The organism is Peribacillus sp. ACCC06369, from assembly GCF_030348945.1.
Lineage (GTDB): Bacteria > Bacillota > Bacilli > Bacillales > DSM-1321 > Peribacillus.
The window spans coordinates 803,431-818,897 of the sequence record NZ_JAUCEN010000002.1; the positions used below are offsets into that span (position 1 = coordinate 803,431).

Annotated in this window: 12 protein-coding genes, 15 tRNA genes and 3 rRNA genes; 29 read left to right on the forward strand and 1 reads right to left on the reverse strand. The window is 41.3% G+C overall.

Translation table 11 applies throughout. The features are described 5' to 3' along the window. Positions 1–56 precede the first annotated feature (56 nt). The 24 genes from QUF78_RS04675 (at position 57) to QUF78_RS04790 (ending at position 12,439) form a co-directional block, all read left to right on the forward strand. Positions 57–932 (forward strand): nucleotidyltransferase-like protein, encoded by an 876-nt coding sequence (locus QUF78_RS04675; RefSeq protein ID WP_289323771.1) that lies wholly within the window; start codon positions 57–59, stop codon positions 930–932. 270 nt (positions 933–1,202) lie between these two features. After that, a 16S ribosomal RNA gene (locus tag QUF78_RS04680) occupies positions 1,203–2,753 on the forward strand. Between the two features lie 175 nt (positions 2,754–2,928). Then, positions 2,929–5,861 (forward strand): 23S ribosomal RNA (locus QUF78_RS04685). 119 nt (positions 5,862–5,980) lie between these two features. Continuing rightward, a 5S ribosomal RNA gene (rrf, locus tag QUF78_RS04690) occupies positions 5,981–6,096 on the forward strand. The 16S, 23S and 5S rRNA genes sit together here with 15 tRNA genes alongside, the layout of an rRNA operon. A gap of 9 nt (positions 6,097–6,105) precedes the next feature. Beyond that, positions 6,106–6,180: transfer RNA gene (locus QUF78_RS04695), tRNA-Asn, on the forward strand. A 5-nt stretch (positions 6,181–6,185) separates the two neighbouring features. After that, positions 6,186–6,277: transfer RNA gene (locus tag QUF78_RS04700), tRNA-Ser, on the forward strand. Positions 6,278–6,287: 10 nt separating this feature from the next. Beyond that, positions 6,288–6,362: transfer RNA gene (locus QUF78_RS04705), tRNA-Glu, on the forward strand. Between the two features lie 15 nt (positions 6,363–6,377). Continuing rightward, positions 6,378–6,453, forward strand: a tRNA-Val gene (locus QUF78_RS04710). Between the two features lie 79 nt (positions 6,454–6,532). Beyond that, positions 6,533–6,606: transfer RNA gene (locus QUF78_RS04715), tRNA-Met, on the forward strand. Positions 6,607–6,611: 5 nt separating this feature from the next. Beyond that, positions 6,612–6,687 (forward strand) — tRNA-Asp (locus tag QUF78_RS04720). Positions 6,688–6,699: 12 nt separating this feature from the next. Next, a tRNA-Phe gene (locus tag QUF78_RS04725) sits at positions 6,700–6,775 on the forward strand. Between the two features lie 7 nt (positions 6,776–6,782). After that, positions 6,783–6,858 (forward strand) — tRNA-Thr (locus QUF78_RS04730). 16 nt (positions 6,859–6,874) lie between these two features. Further along, positions 6,875–6,958 (forward strand) — tRNA-Tyr (locus QUF78_RS04735). A gap of 10 nt (positions 6,959–6,968) precedes the next feature. Next, positions 6,969–7,042, forward strand: a tRNA-Trp gene (locus QUF78_RS04740). A 17-nt stretch (positions 7,043–7,059) separates the two neighbouring features. Continuing rightward, positions 7,060–7,135 (forward strand) — tRNA-His (locus QUF78_RS04745). Positions 7,136–7,173: 38 nt separating this feature from the next. Then, a tRNA-Gln gene (locus QUF78_RS04750) sits at positions 7,174–7,248 on the forward strand. A 3-nt stretch (positions 7,249–7,251) separates the two neighbouring features. Beyond that, positions 7,252–7,326, forward strand: a tRNA-Gly gene (locus tag QUF78_RS04755). Positions 7,327–7,334: 8 nt separating this feature from the next. Then, positions 7,335–7,408: transfer RNA gene (locus QUF78_RS04760), tRNA-Cys, on the forward strand. 8 nt (positions 7,409–7,416) lie between these two features. Then, positions 7,417–7,497, forward strand: a tRNA-Leu gene (locus QUF78_RS04765). 452 nt (positions 7,498–7,949) lie between these two features. After that, positions 7,950–8,552 carry a tyrosine-type recombinase/integrase gene (locus QUF78_RS04770; RefSeq protein WP_289323772.1) on the forward strand — a complete coding sequence of 201 codons (603 nt, stop codon included), beginning with the start codon at positions 7,950–7,952 and terminating at the stop codon, positions 8,550–8,552. Between the two features lie 169 nt (positions 8,553–8,721). Beyond that, entirely contained in the window at positions 8,722–9,531 is an 810-nt protein-coding gene (locus QUF78_RS04775) for a hypothetical protein (protein ID WP_289323773.1), read from the forward strand. A 221-nt stretch (positions 9,532–9,752) separates the two neighbouring features. Beyond that, a protein-coding gene (locus QUF78_RS04780; RefSeq protein WP_483313823.1) for an IS3 family transposase occupies positions 9,753–10,903 on the forward strand; the annotation gives its coding sequence in 2 pieces (ribosomal slippage) (positions 9,753–10,002 and positions 10,002–10,903; 1,152 coding nt in all). A gap of 223 nt (positions 10,904–11,126) precedes the next feature. Then, complete coding sequence (locus QUF78_RS04785) at positions 11,127–11,654, forward strand: DUF6241 domain-containing protein (RefSeq protein WP_289323774.1); 528 nt, start codon at positions 11,127–11,129, stop codon at positions 11,652–11,654. 617 nt (positions 11,655–12,271) lie between these two features. Further along, positions 12,272–12,439 carry a hypothetical protein gene (locus QUF78_RS04790; RefSeq protein ID WP_289323775.1) on the forward strand — a complete coding sequence of 56 codons (168 nt, stop codon included), beginning with the start codon at positions 12,272–12,274 and terminating at the stop codon, positions 12,437–12,439. Between the two features lie 29 nt (positions 12,440–12,468). On the opposite strand, the gene QUF78_RS04795 is transcribed toward QUF78_RS04790, so the two are convergent. Next, positions 12,469–12,603, reverse strand: a complete 135-nt coding sequence (locus tag QUF78_RS04795) for a hypothetical protein (protein ID WP_289323776.1) — start codon at positions 12,601–12,603, stop codon at positions 12,469–12,471. Positions 12,604–13,339: 736 nt separating this feature from the next. On the opposite strand from QUF78_RS04795, the gene QUF78_RS04800 reads away from it, so the two are divergent. The 5 genes from QUF78_RS04800 (at position 13,340) to QUF78_RS04820 (ending at position 15,031) form a co-directional block, all read left to right on the forward strand. Then, the gene (locus QUF78_RS04800; RefSeq protein ID WP_289323777.1) at positions 13,340–13,519 is read left to right on the forward strand and encodes a hypothetical protein; all 180 of its coding nucleotides are present in this window, start codon (positions 13,340–13,342) and stop codon (positions 13,517–13,519) included. A gap of 37 nt (positions 13,520–13,556) precedes the next feature. Further along, positions 13,557–13,784 (forward strand): DNA-binding protein, encoded by a 228-nt coding sequence (locus QUF78_RS04805; protein ID WP_483313824.1) that lies wholly within the window; start codon positions 13,557–13,559, stop codon positions 13,782–13,784. 180 nt (positions 13,785–13,964) lie between these two features. Beyond that, positions 13,965–14,177, forward strand: a complete 213-nt coding sequence (locus QUF78_RS04810) for a hypothetical protein (RefSeq protein ID WP_289323778.1) — start codon at positions 13,965–13,967, stop codon at positions 14,175–14,177. Between the two features lie 330 nt (positions 14,178–14,507). Continuing rightward, on the forward strand, positions 14,508–14,720 hold the full coding sequence (locus tag QUF78_RS04815) for a hypothetical protein (RefSeq protein WP_289323779.1): 213 nt from the start codon (positions 14,508–14,510) through the stop codon (positions 14,718–14,720). Between the two features lie 8 nt (positions 14,721–14,728). Then, positions 14,729–15,031, forward strand: a complete 303-nt coding sequence (locus tag QUF78_RS04820; protein WP_289323780.1) for a hypothetical protein — start codon at positions 14,729–14,731, stop codon at positions 15,029–15,031. The last annotated feature ends 436 nt before the right edge of the window (positions 15,032–15,467 follow it).

Below are 15,467 nucleotides of genomic sequence, written 5' to 3' on the forward strand. Positions count from 1 at the left end.
GGAAAATGAAGAGTTTTGTCGAAAGTTAAAAAAAAAAGGTTTTGGAGGAATTTATGATGGAAGATATCCTTCGCCCGATTTATCAAGAGCGAGCAAGCTTAAAATCTACACTTGGAATCTTGTTAATAGAAAAAAGAGAAGATAATAGCCCGATTACCGATACATTTGATTACATCCTATTTGTGATTGCAGACGAAGCCCAGGAGGCCGTGTTTTTAAAACACTACACTTATCAGGATAAAAAGGCAGCCTTACATATCGTAAAGGAAGACCAGTTAAAAGAATGGCTCCTATTAGGGACGAACCGCAAAGTGGTTGACTGGATCTATAATGGGAAGGTCCTTTTTGACCGGAATGAATATTTGGACCGTTTGAAAACCGAAATCCGGGAGTTCCCCTTCTATGGAAGGAAGTTAAAGATGGGGATGGAGTTTGCGAAGTTAATTCGCAGGTACATGGATGGGAAAAGCTTTTTTGAAAAAGGTCATTATCTTGAGGCATACAACCATATCGTTCATTCCCTACATCACTTGGCACGTTTGGAAATAATAGAACAAGGCTTTTATCCGGAGGTTACGGTCTGGAACCAAGTGAAGCAAATGGAACCTGAGATCTACAAGTTGTATAAAGAATTGATCAGCAGTGAGGAAACTCTTGAAAAAAGATTGGAGCTTCTATTCCTTGCGAGTGAATTTCTTATTTATTCGAGGACGAATGCAGGTTCACAGCATTTGGTAGAAATAATGGGGACGAAAGAAGATCCGTGGACGATTGCGGAGCTTATGGAGCATCCGGAAGTTAAGTTTTATTCAGTCGACCTAGGTGTTCTGTTGGAATATTTGATAGAGAAGAAGGTAATCGATGTCATCAAAGCGGAGACAAAAGGACACGAGGTTTATCATCGGTTTTATCGAGTTTCAAAAAACTTTTAAAAAAATGTGTTTTTATTGTTGACCAATAATAATATAGGTGTTATATTAATACATGTCGCTGCGGGACATCAGCTTTCGCAGCTTCATCAAAACAAAGAAAATAAAAAAACATGTTGACAACAGAGTTGATAACATGATAAGATGTAAAAGTCGCTTGCGAAGTAAACGACAACGAAATTGCTCTTTGAAAACTGAACAAAACAAAGCGCCAACGTTAAATTTTAAGTGAGCACACACTATTAAAAAAGCAAAATGAGCAAGTCAAACATTTCTTCGGAGAGTTTGATCCTGGCTCAGGACGAACGCTGGCGGCGTGCCTAATACATGCAAGTCGAGCGAATCGATGGGAGCTTGCTCCCTGAGATTAGCGGCGGACGGGTGAGTAACACGTGGGCAACCTGCCTATAAGACTGGGATAACTTCGGGAAACCGGAGCTAATACCGGATACGTTCTTTTCTCGCATGAGAGAAGATGGAAAGACGGTTTCGGCTGTCACTTATAGATGGGCCCGCGGCGCATTAGCTAGTTGGTGAGGTAATGGCTCACCAAGGCGACGATGCGTAGCCGACCTGAGAGGGTGATCGGCCACACTGGGACTGAGACACGGCCCAGACTCCTACGGGAGGCAGCAGTAGGGAATCTTCCGCAATGGACGAAAGTCTGACGGAGCAACGCCGCGTGAACGAAGAAGGCCTTCGGGTCGTAAAGTTCTGTTGTTAGGGAAGAACAAGTACCAGAGTAACTGCTGGTACCTTGACGGTACCTAACCAGAAAGCCACGGCTAACTACGTGCCAGCAGCCGCGGTAATACGTAGGTGGCAAGCGTTGTCCGGAATTATTGGGCGTAAAGCGCGCGCAGGTGGTTCTTTAAGTCTGATGTGAAAGCCCACGGCTCAACCGTGGAGGGTCATTGGAAACTGGGGAACTTGAGTGCAGAAGAGGAAAGTGGAATTCCAAGTGTAGCGGTGAAATGCGTAGAGATTTGGAGGAACACCAGTGGCGAAGGCGACTTTCTGGTCTGTAACTGACACTGAGGCGCGAAAGCGTGGGGAGCAAACAGGATTAGATACCCTGGTAGTCCACGCCGTAAACGATGAGTGCTAAGTGTTAGAGGGTTTCCGCCCTTTAGTGCTGCAGCTAACGCATTAAGCACTCCGCCTGGGGAGTACGGCCGCAAGGCTGAAACTCAAAGGAATTGACGGGGGCCCGCACAAGCGGTGGAGCATGTGGTTTAATTCGAAGCAACGCGAAGAACCTTACCAGGTCTTGACATCCTCTGACAACCCTAGAGATAGGGCTTTCCCCTTCGGGGGACAGAGTGACAGGTGGTGCATGGTTGTCGTCAGCTCGTGTCGTGAGATGTTGGGTTAAGTCCCGCAACGAGCGCAACCCTTGATCTTAGTTGCCAGCATTCAGTTGGGCACTCTAAGGTGACTGCCGGTGACAAACCGGAGGAAGGTGGGGATGACGTCAAATCATCATGCCCCTTATGACCTGGGCTACACACGTGCTACAATGGATGGTACAAAGGGCTGCAAACCTGCGAAGGTAAGCGAATCCCATAAAGCCATTCTCAGTTCGGATTGTAGGCTGCAACTCGCCTACATGAAGCCGGAATCGCTAGTAATCGCGGATCAGCATGCCGCGGTGAATACGTTCCCGGGCCTTGTACACACCGCCCGTCACACCACGAGAGTTTGTAACACCCGAAGTCGGTGAGGTAACCTTTATGGAGCCAGCCGCCTAAGGTGGGACAGATGATTGGGGTGAAGTCGTAACAAGGTAGCCGTATCGGAAGGTGCGGCTGGATCACCTCCTTTCTAAGGATAATTACGAGAGCGCTTTTGTTTTGTTCAGTTTTGAATGAGTAATTCATTCAGATAGGGAAGAAAAACATCACGATGTGATGGATTCTTTCTGCTTTGTTCCTTGAAAACTAGATAATAGATAGAAGGCAATTAATTTTTTTCAAAGCATCTGTAAGATCTTTTTAACGGTTAAGTTAGAAAGGGCGCACGGTGGATGCCTTGGCACTAGGAGCCGATGAAGGACGGGACTAACACCGATATGCTTCGGGGAGCTGTAAGTAAGCTTTGATCCGGAGATTTCCGAATGGGGAAACCCACTGTTCGTAATGGAACAGTATCTTTACCTGAATACATAGGGTACTGAAGGCAGACCCGGGGAACTGAAACATCTAAGTACCCGGAGGAAGAGAAAGCAAATGCGATTTCCTGAGTAGCGGCGAGCGAAACGGAATTAGCCCAAACCAAGAGGCTTGCCTCTTGGGGTTGTAGGACACTCAACATGGAGTTACAAAGGAACGGGGTAAATGAAGTGACCTGGAAAGGTCCGTCAAAGAAGGTAAAAACCCTGTAGTTGAAACTTCGTTCCCTCCTGAGTGGATCCTGAGTACGGCGGGACACGAGAAATCCCGTCGGAAGCAGGGAGGACCATCTCCCAAGGCTAAATACTCCCTAGTGACCGATAGTGAACCAGTACCGTGAGGGAAAGGTGAAAAGCACCCCGGAAGGGGAGTGAAATAGATCCTGAAACCGTGTGCCTACAAGTAGTCAAAGCCCGTTAATGGGTAATGGCGTGCCTTTTGTAGAATGAACCGGCGAGTTACGATTTCATGCGAGGTTAAGTTGATAAGACGGAGCCGCAGCGAAAGCGAGTCTGAATAGGGCGAATGAGTATGAGGTCGTAGACCCGAAACCAGGTGATCTACCCATGTCCAGGGTGAAGTTCAGGTAACACTGAATGGAGGCCCGAACCCACGCACGTTGAAAAGTGCGGGGATGAGGTGTGGGTAGCGGAGAAATTCCAATCGAACCTGGAGATAGCTGGTTCTCTCCGAAATAGCTTTAGGGCTAGCCTCAAGATGAGAGTATTGGAGGTAGAGCACTGATTGGACTAGGGGCCCCCAACGGGTTACCGAATTCAGTCAAACTCCGAATGCCAAATACTTATTCTTGGGAGTCAGACTGCGAGTGATAAGATCCGTAGTCGAAAGGGAAACAGCCCAGACCACCAGCTAAGGTCCCAAAGTATACGTTAAGTGGAAAAGGATGTGGAGTTGCTTAGACAACCAGGATGTTGGCTCAGAAGCAGCCACCATTTAAAGAGTGCGTAATAGCTCACTGGTCGAGTGACTCCGCGCCGAAAATGTACCGGGGCTAAACGTATCACCGAAGCTGTGGATTGACACCATTAGGTGTCGATGGTAGGAGAGCGTTCTAAGGGCGTTGAAGTCAGACCGGAAGGACTGGTGGAGCGCTTAGAAGTGAGAATGCCGGTATGAGTAGCGAAAGAAGGGTGAGAATCCCTTCCACCGAATGCCTAAGGTTTCCTGAGGAAGGCTCGTCCGCTCAGGGTTAGTCGGGACCTAAGCCGAGGCCGAAAGGCGTAGGCGATGGACAACAGGTTGATATTCCTGTACCACCTATACATCGTTTGAACGATGGGGGGACGCAGAAGGATAGGGTAAGCGCGCTGTTGGATATGCGCGTCCAAGCAGTTAGGCCGGAAACGAGGCAAATCCCGTTTCCATTAAGGCGGAGCTGTGATGGCGAGGGAAATATAGTACCGAAGTTCCTGATTCCACGCTGCCAAGAAAAGCCTCTAGTGAGATGTAAGGTGCCCGTACCGCAAACCGACACAGGTAGGCGAGGAGAGAATCCTAAGGTGTGCGAGAGAACTCTCGTTAAGGAACTCGGCAAAATGACCCCGTAACTTCGGGAGAAGGGGTGCTTTTTAGGGTGAATAGCCCGGAAAAGCCGCAGTGAATAGGCCCAGGCGACTGTTTAGCAAAAACACAGGTCTCTGCGAAGCCGCAAGGCGAAGTATAGGGGCTGACACCTGCCCGGTGCTGGAAGGTTAAGGGGAGAGGTTAGCGCAAGCGAAGCTTTGAACCGAAGCCCCAGTAAACGGCGGCCGTAACTATAACGGTCCTAAGGTAGCGAAATTCCTTGTCGGGTAAGTTCCGACCCGCACGAAAGGTGTAACGATCTGGGCACTGTCTCAACGAGAGACTCGGTGAAATTATAGTACCTGTGAAGATGCAGGTTACCCGCGACAGGACGGAAAGACCCCGTGGAGCTTTACTGCAGCCTGATATTGAATTTTGGTACAGCTTGTACAGGATAGGTAGGAGCCTGAGAAGCCGGAGCGCTAGCTTCGGTGGAGGCGTTGGTGGGATACTACCCTGGCTGTATTGAAATTCTAACCCGCGCCCCTTATCGGGGTGGGAGACAGTGTCAGGTGGGCAGTTTGACTGGGGCGGTCGCCTCCTAAAGAGTAACGGAGGCGCCCAAAGGTTCCCTCAGAATGGTTGGAAATCATTCGTAGAGTGTAAAGGCACAAGGGAGCTTGACTGCGAGACCTACAAGTCGAGCAGGGACGAAAGTCGGGCTTAGTGATCCGGTGGTTCCGCATGGAAGGGCCATCGCTCAACGGATAAAAGCTACCCCGGGGATAACAGGCTTATCTCCCCCAAGAGTCCACATCGACGGGGAGGTTTGGCACCTCGATGTCGGCTCATCGCATCCTGGGGCTGTAGTCGGTCCCAAGGGTTGGGCTGTTCGCCCATTAAAGCGGTACGCGAGCTGGGTTCAGAACGTCGTGAGACAGTTCGGTCCCTATCCGTCGCGGGCGCAGGAAATTTGAGAGGAGCTGTCCTTAGTACGAGAGGACCGGGATGGACGCACCGCTGGTGTACCAGTTGTCTTGCCAAAGGCATAGCTGGGTAGCTACGTGCGGACGGGATAAGTGCTGAAAGCATCTAAGCATGAAGCCCCCCTCAAGATGAGATTTCCCATGGCGCAAGCTAGTAAGATCCCTGAAAGATGATCAGGTTGATAGGTCAGAGGTGGAAGCGTGGCGACATGTGGAGCTGACTGATACTAATAGATCGAGGACTTAACCAACGCTTTTTAAAAAATGAAATACCTTCTTATTATCTAGTTTTGAAGGAATGAAAATTTCTTCTTGCATTTTTTCGAAAAGACGTTATAATAATATATGTCTTGAAAAAATGTTAACAATGTTTGGTGACGATAGCGAAGAGGTCACACCCGTTCCCATTCCGAACACGGCAGTTAAGCTCTTCAGCGCCGATGGTAGTTGGGGGTTTCCCCCTGTGAGAGTAGGACGTCGCCAAGCTTATATTGTTCCGCAGTAGCTCAGTGGTAGAGCATTCGGCTGTTAACCGAACGGTCGTAGGTTCGAGTCCTACCTGCGGAGCCATTATTGGAGAGCTGTCCGAGTGGCCGAAGGAGCACGATTGGAAATCGTGTAGACGGGTAACCCTGTCTCAAGGGTTCAAATCCCTTGCTCTCCGCCATTTTATACCTGGCCCGTTGGTCAAGCGGTTAAGACACCGCCCTTTCACGGCGGTAACACGGGTTCGAATCCCGTACGGGTCACCATTTAGATAACATATTGGAGGATTAGCTCAGCTGGGAGAGCATCTGCCTTACAAGCAGAGGGTCGGCGGTTCGATCCCGTCATCCTCCACCATTTTCAATAAGATCAGGTTGTTTCTGCATTGAAACGTTCAACACGAAAATCTGATGCATAATAGCAACATTATTAACGTCGCGGGGTGGAGCAGTCCGGTAGCTCGTCGGGCTCATAACCCGAAGGTCGCAGGTTCAAATCCTGTCCCCGCAATCTATGGTCCCGTGGTGTAGCGGTTAACATGCCTGCCTGTCACGCAGGAGATCGCGGGTTCGATTCCCGTCGGGACCGCCATTTTTATTGTTTGGCTCAGTAGCTCAGTCGGTAGAGCAAAGGACTGAAAATCCTTGTGTCGGCGGTTCGATTCCGTCCTGAGCCACCATAGTAGTGCCGGTGTAGCTCAACTGGTAGAGCAACTGACTTGTAATCAGTAGGTTGGGGGTTCAAGTCCTCTTGCCGGCACCATGTTTCATCCATATGCGGAGGGGTAGCGAAGTGGCTAAACGCGGCGGACTGTAAATCCGCTCCTTCGGGTTCGGCAGTTCGAATCTGCCCCCCTCCACCATCTTTCTAACAGGGGTATAGTTTAAAGGTAGAACAGAGGTCTCCAAAACCTCCAGTGTGGGTTCGAGTCCTACTACCCCTGCCAATTTAAATCCTATAATGGCGGTTGTGGCGAAGTGGTTAACGCACCTGATTGTGGTTCAGGCATTCGTGGGTTCGATTCCCATCAGTCGCCCCATTTTTTATTAAATCATGGTATAATGAATACAACGTTAATGGGCTATAGCCAAGCGGTAAGGCAACGGATTTTGATTCCGTCATGCGAAGGTTCGATCCCTTCTAGCCCAGCCATATGCGAAAGTAGTTCAGTGGTAGAATACAACCTTGCCAAGGTTGGGGTCGCGGGTTCGAATCCCGTCTTTCGCTCCAAAAACGTTGGCGGCATAGCCAAGCGGTAAGGCAGAGGTCTGCAAAACCTTTACCACCGGTTCGATTCCGGTTGCCGCCTCCAACATACATGCCGGTGTGGCGGAATTGGCAGACGCGCACGACTCAAAATCGTGTTCCTCTGGAGTGCCGGTTCGACCCCGGCCACCGGTATCAAATAGTCGAAATATGATTAAAGAAAAAAGGTCTCAACTTAAATGTTGAGGCCTTTTTTCTTTGTCTTTAATACTACAAAAATAATCCAGAATCGTGTGCGGCGAATCGTGTGCTTAGGAGGTCGTAATGAGAAGACGTAAAGAATTAACAGAAGATGAACTAAGAATTATTAAGAATAAGATTTCAGATGAAGAAGCATATGAAGCCTTTTTTAGGACTGCTATTTAAGAAACTTAAGACCAGCGACGATTGAATACTACAAAAATGAATTTCATGGAGCAAAGAGGATTATTAATAAGCAGCTCGTTGAATGGGTACAAAAGGACGTAGAAAGCTTAATTCTCCAGAGTAAGGAACTAATGAAAGTTACTACTATTAATACCCGATTGAGAGCTCTAAGAGCATTCTATAACTTTTTATGTAAGAGCAAACTTATCGATAGGAACCCAATGAAGAACATCAAATTATTAAGGGATAGACAAAAGACAATTGATACATTGGACAATAAAGAAATTGAAAAACTTATAAGGACAATTAGAAAAGAAAAAACGTTTATATCCTTTAGAGATGAAGTAATCATACTTGTTTTCCTAGATACTGGAGTCAGATTGTCTGAACTTGTAAGCATTGAAGTAAATGATGTTAGAGGGAACATTATCATTATTAGAAGAACAAAGAATCTCTTTGAAAGAACGGTTTACTTATCTGAAACGACACAAGAGCAGCTAAGCAGATATATAAAGATAAGAGGAGACGTTGAGACAACCAAACTGTTCATAAGCCAGGATAATAAACAATTAAATCGACATAGCATTCAAACTAGGCTTACTAAGTATGGGAAGGAAGCAATGATAAATAAGCGAGTTAGTCCTCATATATTTAGACATACGATGGCTAAGAGGATGATTGTTTCAGGTGTGGATGCATTCTCTTTAATGCATTTACTTGGTCATACAGATATCACTGTTACTAAAAGATATGTGAATTTATGGGGACAAGATCTGGAGCAAAAGCATAAGTTGCACGGAGCATTAAAAGGATTAAAGATATAGGTAATATATCCCAACTTATATTTTACGAACAAGAGTTCGATATATTATAATAATAAAAGAGATGGCAAATGAGTTTGGCGGCTCTACCATCTCTAAACAAAAAACAGAAGAATTAACTTCTAATTAAATTTTAGCAAGTTTCTTTTTCTGTGTCAAAAGGGGAAATTTTATGAAACTCATGTCACTTTTAAGTGGAAAAGGATTTGTCATGTTTAACAAAGAATTAGCTCATGAAGTATCAGTCAACAGAGCAATTATTTTTGGGCAGTTATGTTCAAGCTATGAAAGTTTTGGAAGTAAGAAAATGCTAACTGTACGAGATGGTAAAGAGTACTTCTATTTAACTAGTGGAGTTTTGGAAGAAGAAACAGCTTTATCATACAGGCAGCAATTGAAAGCAATTAAGGATTTAGAAGATGCAGGATATATCGAATCGGTAATCATGGGTTCGCCATCTAAGAAGTACTTTCACATCACAGATAAAATAGTGCAGCATTTACTTCCAAAAGTTGCTGTCAGCTCTGACAAAAACGCAGACCTAAACGAGGAAAATGAAAAAGGAACTTCAGTACAGAAACAGTCTGAAGATTTTTTGAGCCATGACAAAAATGTAACCCTAGCAATAACAAAAGAGCAATCCAAGCCTGTACAAAAGTTACCAGCTTATAAAAAGAAAAATAAAAAAGAACAATATAAAAATATTAATAATTATTTTGTTAACAAAGAATTGGTTAACAAGGATGAAATAATAAATAAATTAATTTATGAATATCGATTAAAAGGATTGAGTAAAGAAGTTTGTTATAGGGTCTTAAAAGAGGTAGAAGCAAATCCTGATATAGATAACTTTGGAGCTTACTTTAGAACTTGCTTAGAAAACACCTTATATAAAAGCCAATTGAAGCATGGACAAATTGATCCCTATGAGATATTTGAAGGAAGATTAAATGATTCCAATGTTCAATTAATTAACTGGTAAGATTTATATAATCCCTAGAAGTCTCAGGATGCTCTGTATTGGTTTCCAATAAAATTTATTTAGAATTTATATAGGGAATAGTTTAATGGCCAATACAGAGTGATTATTAACCCCATCTAATCAATTTAGATTTAGATGATTTTGAGGATTGGAGTTAGTATAGTTTCATGGACACATTTTAGTTAAGTCCTTACAATGATTTTTGAGAGGATGTGTCCGTCTTGGAACGTAAGAATACAGGTAAAAAATACAATAATGAATTCAAGAAGACTATTGTAGATCTTTATCACTCGGGTAATTCGGTCAAAGAATTAAGCGGCGAATATGGCGTATCAGAAGTTACCATTTATAAATGGGTTAAAGAATTTACTCCAATCGGTTTAGGGGAAGAGTCCATGACTCCAAAGGAATTAGCCGCCATTCAAAAGGAAAACCTTCGGTTAAAGCAAGAAGTTGAAATCTTAAAAAAGGCTATGGCCATATTCGCGAAAAAGTAACCGAAACAGATCTTACCGAATTTATTGAGGAACACAAGAAACAATATCCCGTACAGAAGATGTGTGAAATACTAGAAATCCCAAGAAGCAGCCATTATCAGTCCCTTCAAATAGTCGTATCAAATCGCGAACAGGAAAACCAAGAAATCACGAAGGAAATTCATCTCATTTACCTGGAAAGCAAGGGACGATATGGGGCTCCAAAGATTCATGAAAGCTTATTAACCAAAGGGTTTTCCCTAAGTCTAAAGCGTGTTCAACGCTTAATGAGCAAGGCGAGAATTCGTTCTATTACTAAGAAAAAATACCGTCCCTATCCATCTAAAGAAAAGGTTATTCAATTGGATAATTTGTTAAAACGAGACTTCACTACTCAGACCATTAATGAGAAATGGGTAGCAGATATTACGTATATCCATACGTTAAAAGACGGATGGTGTTATTTAGCTTCGGTATTAGACCTTCATTCTAAGAAAATAGTAGGGTATTCATTTTCTCGTTCAATGACGACAGAACTGGTCATAAAAGCTTTCAATAACGCACACCTATCACAAAAGCCCTCGGAGGGCTTAGTTCTTCATACCGATCTTGGCTCACAATATACAAGCAGTGAGTTTACTCAACATATCCAAAACCATCATATTAAGCAATCCTTTAGTCAGAAAGGTTGCCCGTACGATAATGCCTGTATTGAATCCTTTCATGCCCTATTAAAGAAGGAAGAAGTCAACCACGTACAATATCTAGACTATCAAACAGCTAAATTAGCGATGTTCCAATTTATTGAAGGTTGGTATAACCGAAAAAGAATTCACAGCAGCTTGGGTTATCAAACCCCACAAGCCATTGAAGATCGAATTAGGAATACAGCTTAAGATTTAACTTTTTAGTGTCCAAAATATTGACTCAAATCCAGATTAATAACTTATGCTCAATTTTTTTATTATAAGATAAAAATTTTATATCTATCTATATGGTTACTTAATAGTTTAAGATTATTTGTTAATAGTTTATGTTAATATAATAATGGTTAGCTTATCCATAAAAGGATGTAACTGAAATGAGTGATAATCGAACTATGACTCGGAGGAACTTACAATGAACAAATTTAGATGGTCAATGGTTGGACTTATAGCAGCTGCAGCAGTAATTTCAGTGGTAATGACTATTTATCAGAATGCTAAAAATTATGAAGAGAGGCGGGAAGCTAAAAGTACTCCTGTGGAAATTTTGAATAAGGATGATGAAGAAGCAGAAATGGAAGAACAAACTGCAGCAATTGGCGGAGTTGAAGATTCAACTGGTCTTAGCGCTACTTCAACTCAAGATGAAGTCATTGAGGTTATGCATCACATGACACATCAAAAAGTTATTTCTGAAGACAAATGGGGATCAGTTCAGATGAATCCTGAAAACATTAACGAAGTTTACGAAATAGTGAAAGATAGCGAATTCTCTCTTAAACGTCATTTGTTAAGAATCGTAACTGGCTGGAAAGAAGGAAACTTTGAAAACGTTGATCAAGATCATAACTTCTTTTGGGAATATCAAGGTGGAACTGTTGGAAAAGCTACTGGAGTCCTTAACTCGGATGAAGAAGCAGAATTTATCGATAATAACTTTTAACAAAAAACGAGCCCATCAAGGCTTATTTTTTATTTTAAAATCAATATTTTAAAAGGACCATATAGGTCCTTTAAAACTAAAGTCCACGTTACTTCAAAAAGAATAGTTATTCTTTTTGAAGACATTTTAACGAAAACATGTGAACTGCTATTTCTTATTTAAAAAGTATAACGCTAAATTACTGCGATCTTGTAATTCTTTTAGTTCCTTATGTTCTTGAATGTTAAAATTACTATCAACAAAAATAACATGATTTTTTTGCACATGGGGATCATGCCAGAACTCTTTATTTTTAGATATTGATTCGAACGTACTGCTTAAATATTGTATTATTACTTCGTTAGTATAATCTTGAAGATAAAATTCCGTCTTAGCAGCAGGATTATATTTGCTTCGAATTTCTTCAAAAAATTCAGTTTCTCCCTCAAATTTATTAATATAGACATATATAACTCCATACTCAATCTTTAGTTTATATTTCTAACCCTAATAAAGATTTAATACATAATATTGTTAAACAAGAAAACGTTCAACAGGATAAAATCATTTTTGATACATATTTAAAATTTAATAAACAAGGAATCACCAAATCATTATTTAATAAAGTTTTAGCTCAAGTGCAAAAAAATAAGGAAATACGTAACTTCGGTAAATATTTAACAGGAGCTTTGAAAAAAGTAGTCGGATATAAGGAATCGAATTATGATGCGGAATTTGCCGAGGAATCAAGAACTAAAGTGGATACGAGTAAGATTCCATTTTATTATGATTGGATTGATGGATAACGTCATTTGCTTGTGTCAAAGTCATAGATTTATTTATTTTTATTTTCTAATTCCTCAACTTTCCTTTCCATGTTCTTTATTTTTTTGATTGAGTGAAGGGCGAGCCCTAAAGCTATTCCACCTAAAGTGAATGCTGGAAAAACAAAAAAAGTAAACCATTCCATCTTTTAACACCCCCTGAAAGCATTGTGTATAAATTGCAATCCTATAGGGTTTATTATGAAGAGAATTAACCCCCATTCTTAATTGTTCTGATGGTATAGTATATGTAAACATTAAACATAAAAATATACCTAAATTAGAAATTACTATTGAGTTAAATGACATAATTGGGAACGAATATAAACATGAATATATATTTAGTCCTCAATCGTATAACATTCAAAGTAAGACTTCTAATCGCAGTAAATTTGAACACAAATCTGTACCATTATAATAATTGATGGGGTACTCACCGAGTACTCCTCATTTTTTTGTATTTATAAAACAGATATTTTACCAGATCTTGAGTCTTGATGGTTCTATACAACCATATTTCAAGTGCTTCACATTTCCACTCAGTTTATTGGAGTTTTTTTTGATTCAATTCAAAACGCTACATCTTTTAAATCGTTAATATAAGAGTTATGAGTATTAACGATTTACATCTTGTAGCGTATTTATTCATTCTCAAGGAACGATGTAACTTTTACCGTTAGCATACAATCCTTTGTATCCACAGCGAGCGTGGGCTCTCATTCCGAAAGTTCGATTTTTTGATAATAGGAAAGCTGATGAAATTGAACTTGCTTTATGTGGGTTGAGATTTACCGATGCTGAAATTATTGAGAGTGACATAGTATTTGAGGAGTGGAAAAAATCTCAAAATCACTGCCAATAATTTTAAAAGGAGGAATTGCCATGTGGGGACGGTATCTATGGAAGCTCCGACTCTTATTGACCATTCCATATTTGCTATTATTTGCGATATTAATGTTTGAGCTCATTGATAACCGAGGTTATTATTGGCTACTACTGGTGGTCTATATGCTGTTTTCTTCAATCATTCTGCACAAAATGGAAAAGAAGGAAAAGGAATGAGCGAAAAGCGATGTCGCAATGAAAAGGAGGTGATAACGTGACCGATTTTTATAAAATGGAACCATTCGACCCTAAAAAGTATATTGCTGAAAATGTGCTTTTAACATCCGAAGCAATGGAAATTTCGGGAGTGACACGACCAAGGATAGCTTCATTAATCAAAACGGGTAAGATTGTTCCGATTAAAAAAACAGGAGCAACTAGCTTGTTCTTACGTGAAGAAATAGAGGCAAAACGAGATGAATTGATTTCTTTGAGAAAATAGTACCGCCCATATGAATATTAAAGGGATTTCACAACGTGAAAGTCCTGACCAATTACATAACATAACAGGAGGTATGCTACCAATGAAAAAATACATTAATATAACTCAAGCGTTGGGCTTAATGTGTTGATTATGGCAATGCCCTTCTTCTACACCGCCATATTCTTTGGCAGTTTTTTCTTGGACACAACACCGCATACGAATCCTCAGCCTGGCCATGAAGACCACAATGCAACAAAAATTTGGGAAGGTATGTCAAAAGAGGAATATCAGAAAATTAAATACGTAGAAGAACATAAATATAAATATGAAAATGAAGAACCTGCATTCAACCTAGATGAATCATCAAGTTTCAACCTTTTTGAAGTTGAAAATAAAAACGATGAATATTAAAAAGGACAACTCGATTATGAGCTGTCCTTTTCTTTTATCTACAAAGATACTGTTTAATGACTTCCAGAGGATAATAAAATCAATATTTATTAATGAATTTTTACCATTATAAAGGGCAGTTGATTGAACTAACGTTCCCTGTTAGCGGAACGAAGCTGCCGATTGATCTCCGTGGCAACCTCGCGGTGTAGTGTATTCGATAAGAGTCTAGCGACTCTCCCATTGCTCTAAAATGAAAAATATTTCCTGGAAATTTATTAATAAAAAAGCCGCGACAACTTCATGTACAACTGAATAATTTAATTTATGACATCAAAAGGAGGTGGTTGTATGAGTAAAAAACTGCCAGATGTAGTCATTATAGTTAGAGATGAAAAGAACTTTGAGAATATTGCTAAATTTGAAATAATCGGAAGCGCATCCCCGTGTAGAAAGTTCCTACGGGTAGGTGCTCCTATAAGTGATGTTGTATTATGTATGGTTAGGAATGGGTTTGTAAACGCTCAAGCAGAAAATGCTGTCATATTTTTCCGCACTAGGTAATATCTGACTTGGACTTGATGTTATCCTCTCAGGTAGACCGTCAAAAAAGTGGACAAGGTATGATGTTCATAATAGTCGACTTGGAAGGGAGTTTTTTAGGAGAAACCCAAGAGGTATATGGGCTTCCCTTATACTTAATTGATATTTTTAATGATGTAGAACAAACAAAAGAAATAGACGCTTCCCACGCGGACGGCGTCTTATTTTTGTTTATTCTTATTATTGAGTTTCTAAATACTAGTGTTCGAGAGGGTGATATTCTATCATTTCCCGAATATCCGTCCATTCGAAGCTACATAGGAAAACAATAACTTACAAACGTTCAAGCGGTGAACACGTTGAAAATGAATCTTACGAATACAACCGAATAGTGTGACGTCATTCACGCTTTATATTGTCGATATATCAACGGATAAGGGTTCGTTTCCATTTCGAAATTGCCCGAAGCACGACTCAAAATCGTGTTCCTCTGGAGTGCCGGTTCGACCCCGGCCACCGGTATCACCAATAGCGAAGGATCGCTATTACATCAAGCTTCACACTTAATTGTGTGAAGCTTTTTTGTGTTTATCAGCACTATAAAATATGTACAAATAATTTGTATAGGGGTAGTGTGAAATGAATATGCAGGGAAGTAGATTAAAAGTAACGACCATTATTTCAAGACGCGATTGATAAGGAGTTTCTTTTATTTTCTCCATAGATCAAAAACATAAAAATGATCCAATGGTGAATGTAATTTTATTT

Excerpts from the sequence above, each read along its gene's own strand:
- QUF78_RS04675 (WP_289323771.1), top strand. The coding sequence starts at position 57 with ATGGAAGATATCCTTCGCCCGATTTATCAAGAGCGAGCAAGCTTAAAA.
- QUF78_RS04770 (WP_289323772.1), top strand. The coding sequence starts at position 7,950 with ATGAAGAACATCAAATTATTAAGGGATAGACAAAAGACAATTGATACA.
- QUF78_RS04775 (WP_289323773.1), top strand. The coding sequence starts at position 8,722 with ATGAAACTCATGTCACTTTTAAGTGGAAAAGGATTTGTCATGTTTAAC.
- QUF78_RS04785 (WP_289323774.1), top strand. The coding sequence starts at position 11,127 with ATGAACAAATTTAGATGGTCAATGGTTGGACTTATAGCAGCTGCAGCA.
- QUF78_RS04795 (WP_289323776.1), bottom strand. The coding sequence starts at position 12,603 with ATGGAATGGTTTACTTTTTTTGTTTTTCCAGCATTCACTTTAGGTGGA.
- QUF78_RS04800 (WP_289323777.1), top strand. The coding sequence starts at position 13,340 with ATGTGGGGACGGTATCTATGGAAGCTCCGACTCTTATTGACCATTCCA.
- QUF78_RS04815 (WP_289323779.1), top strand. The coding sequence starts at position 14,508 with ATGAGTAAAAAACTGCCAGATGTAGTCATTATAGTTAGAGATGAAAAG.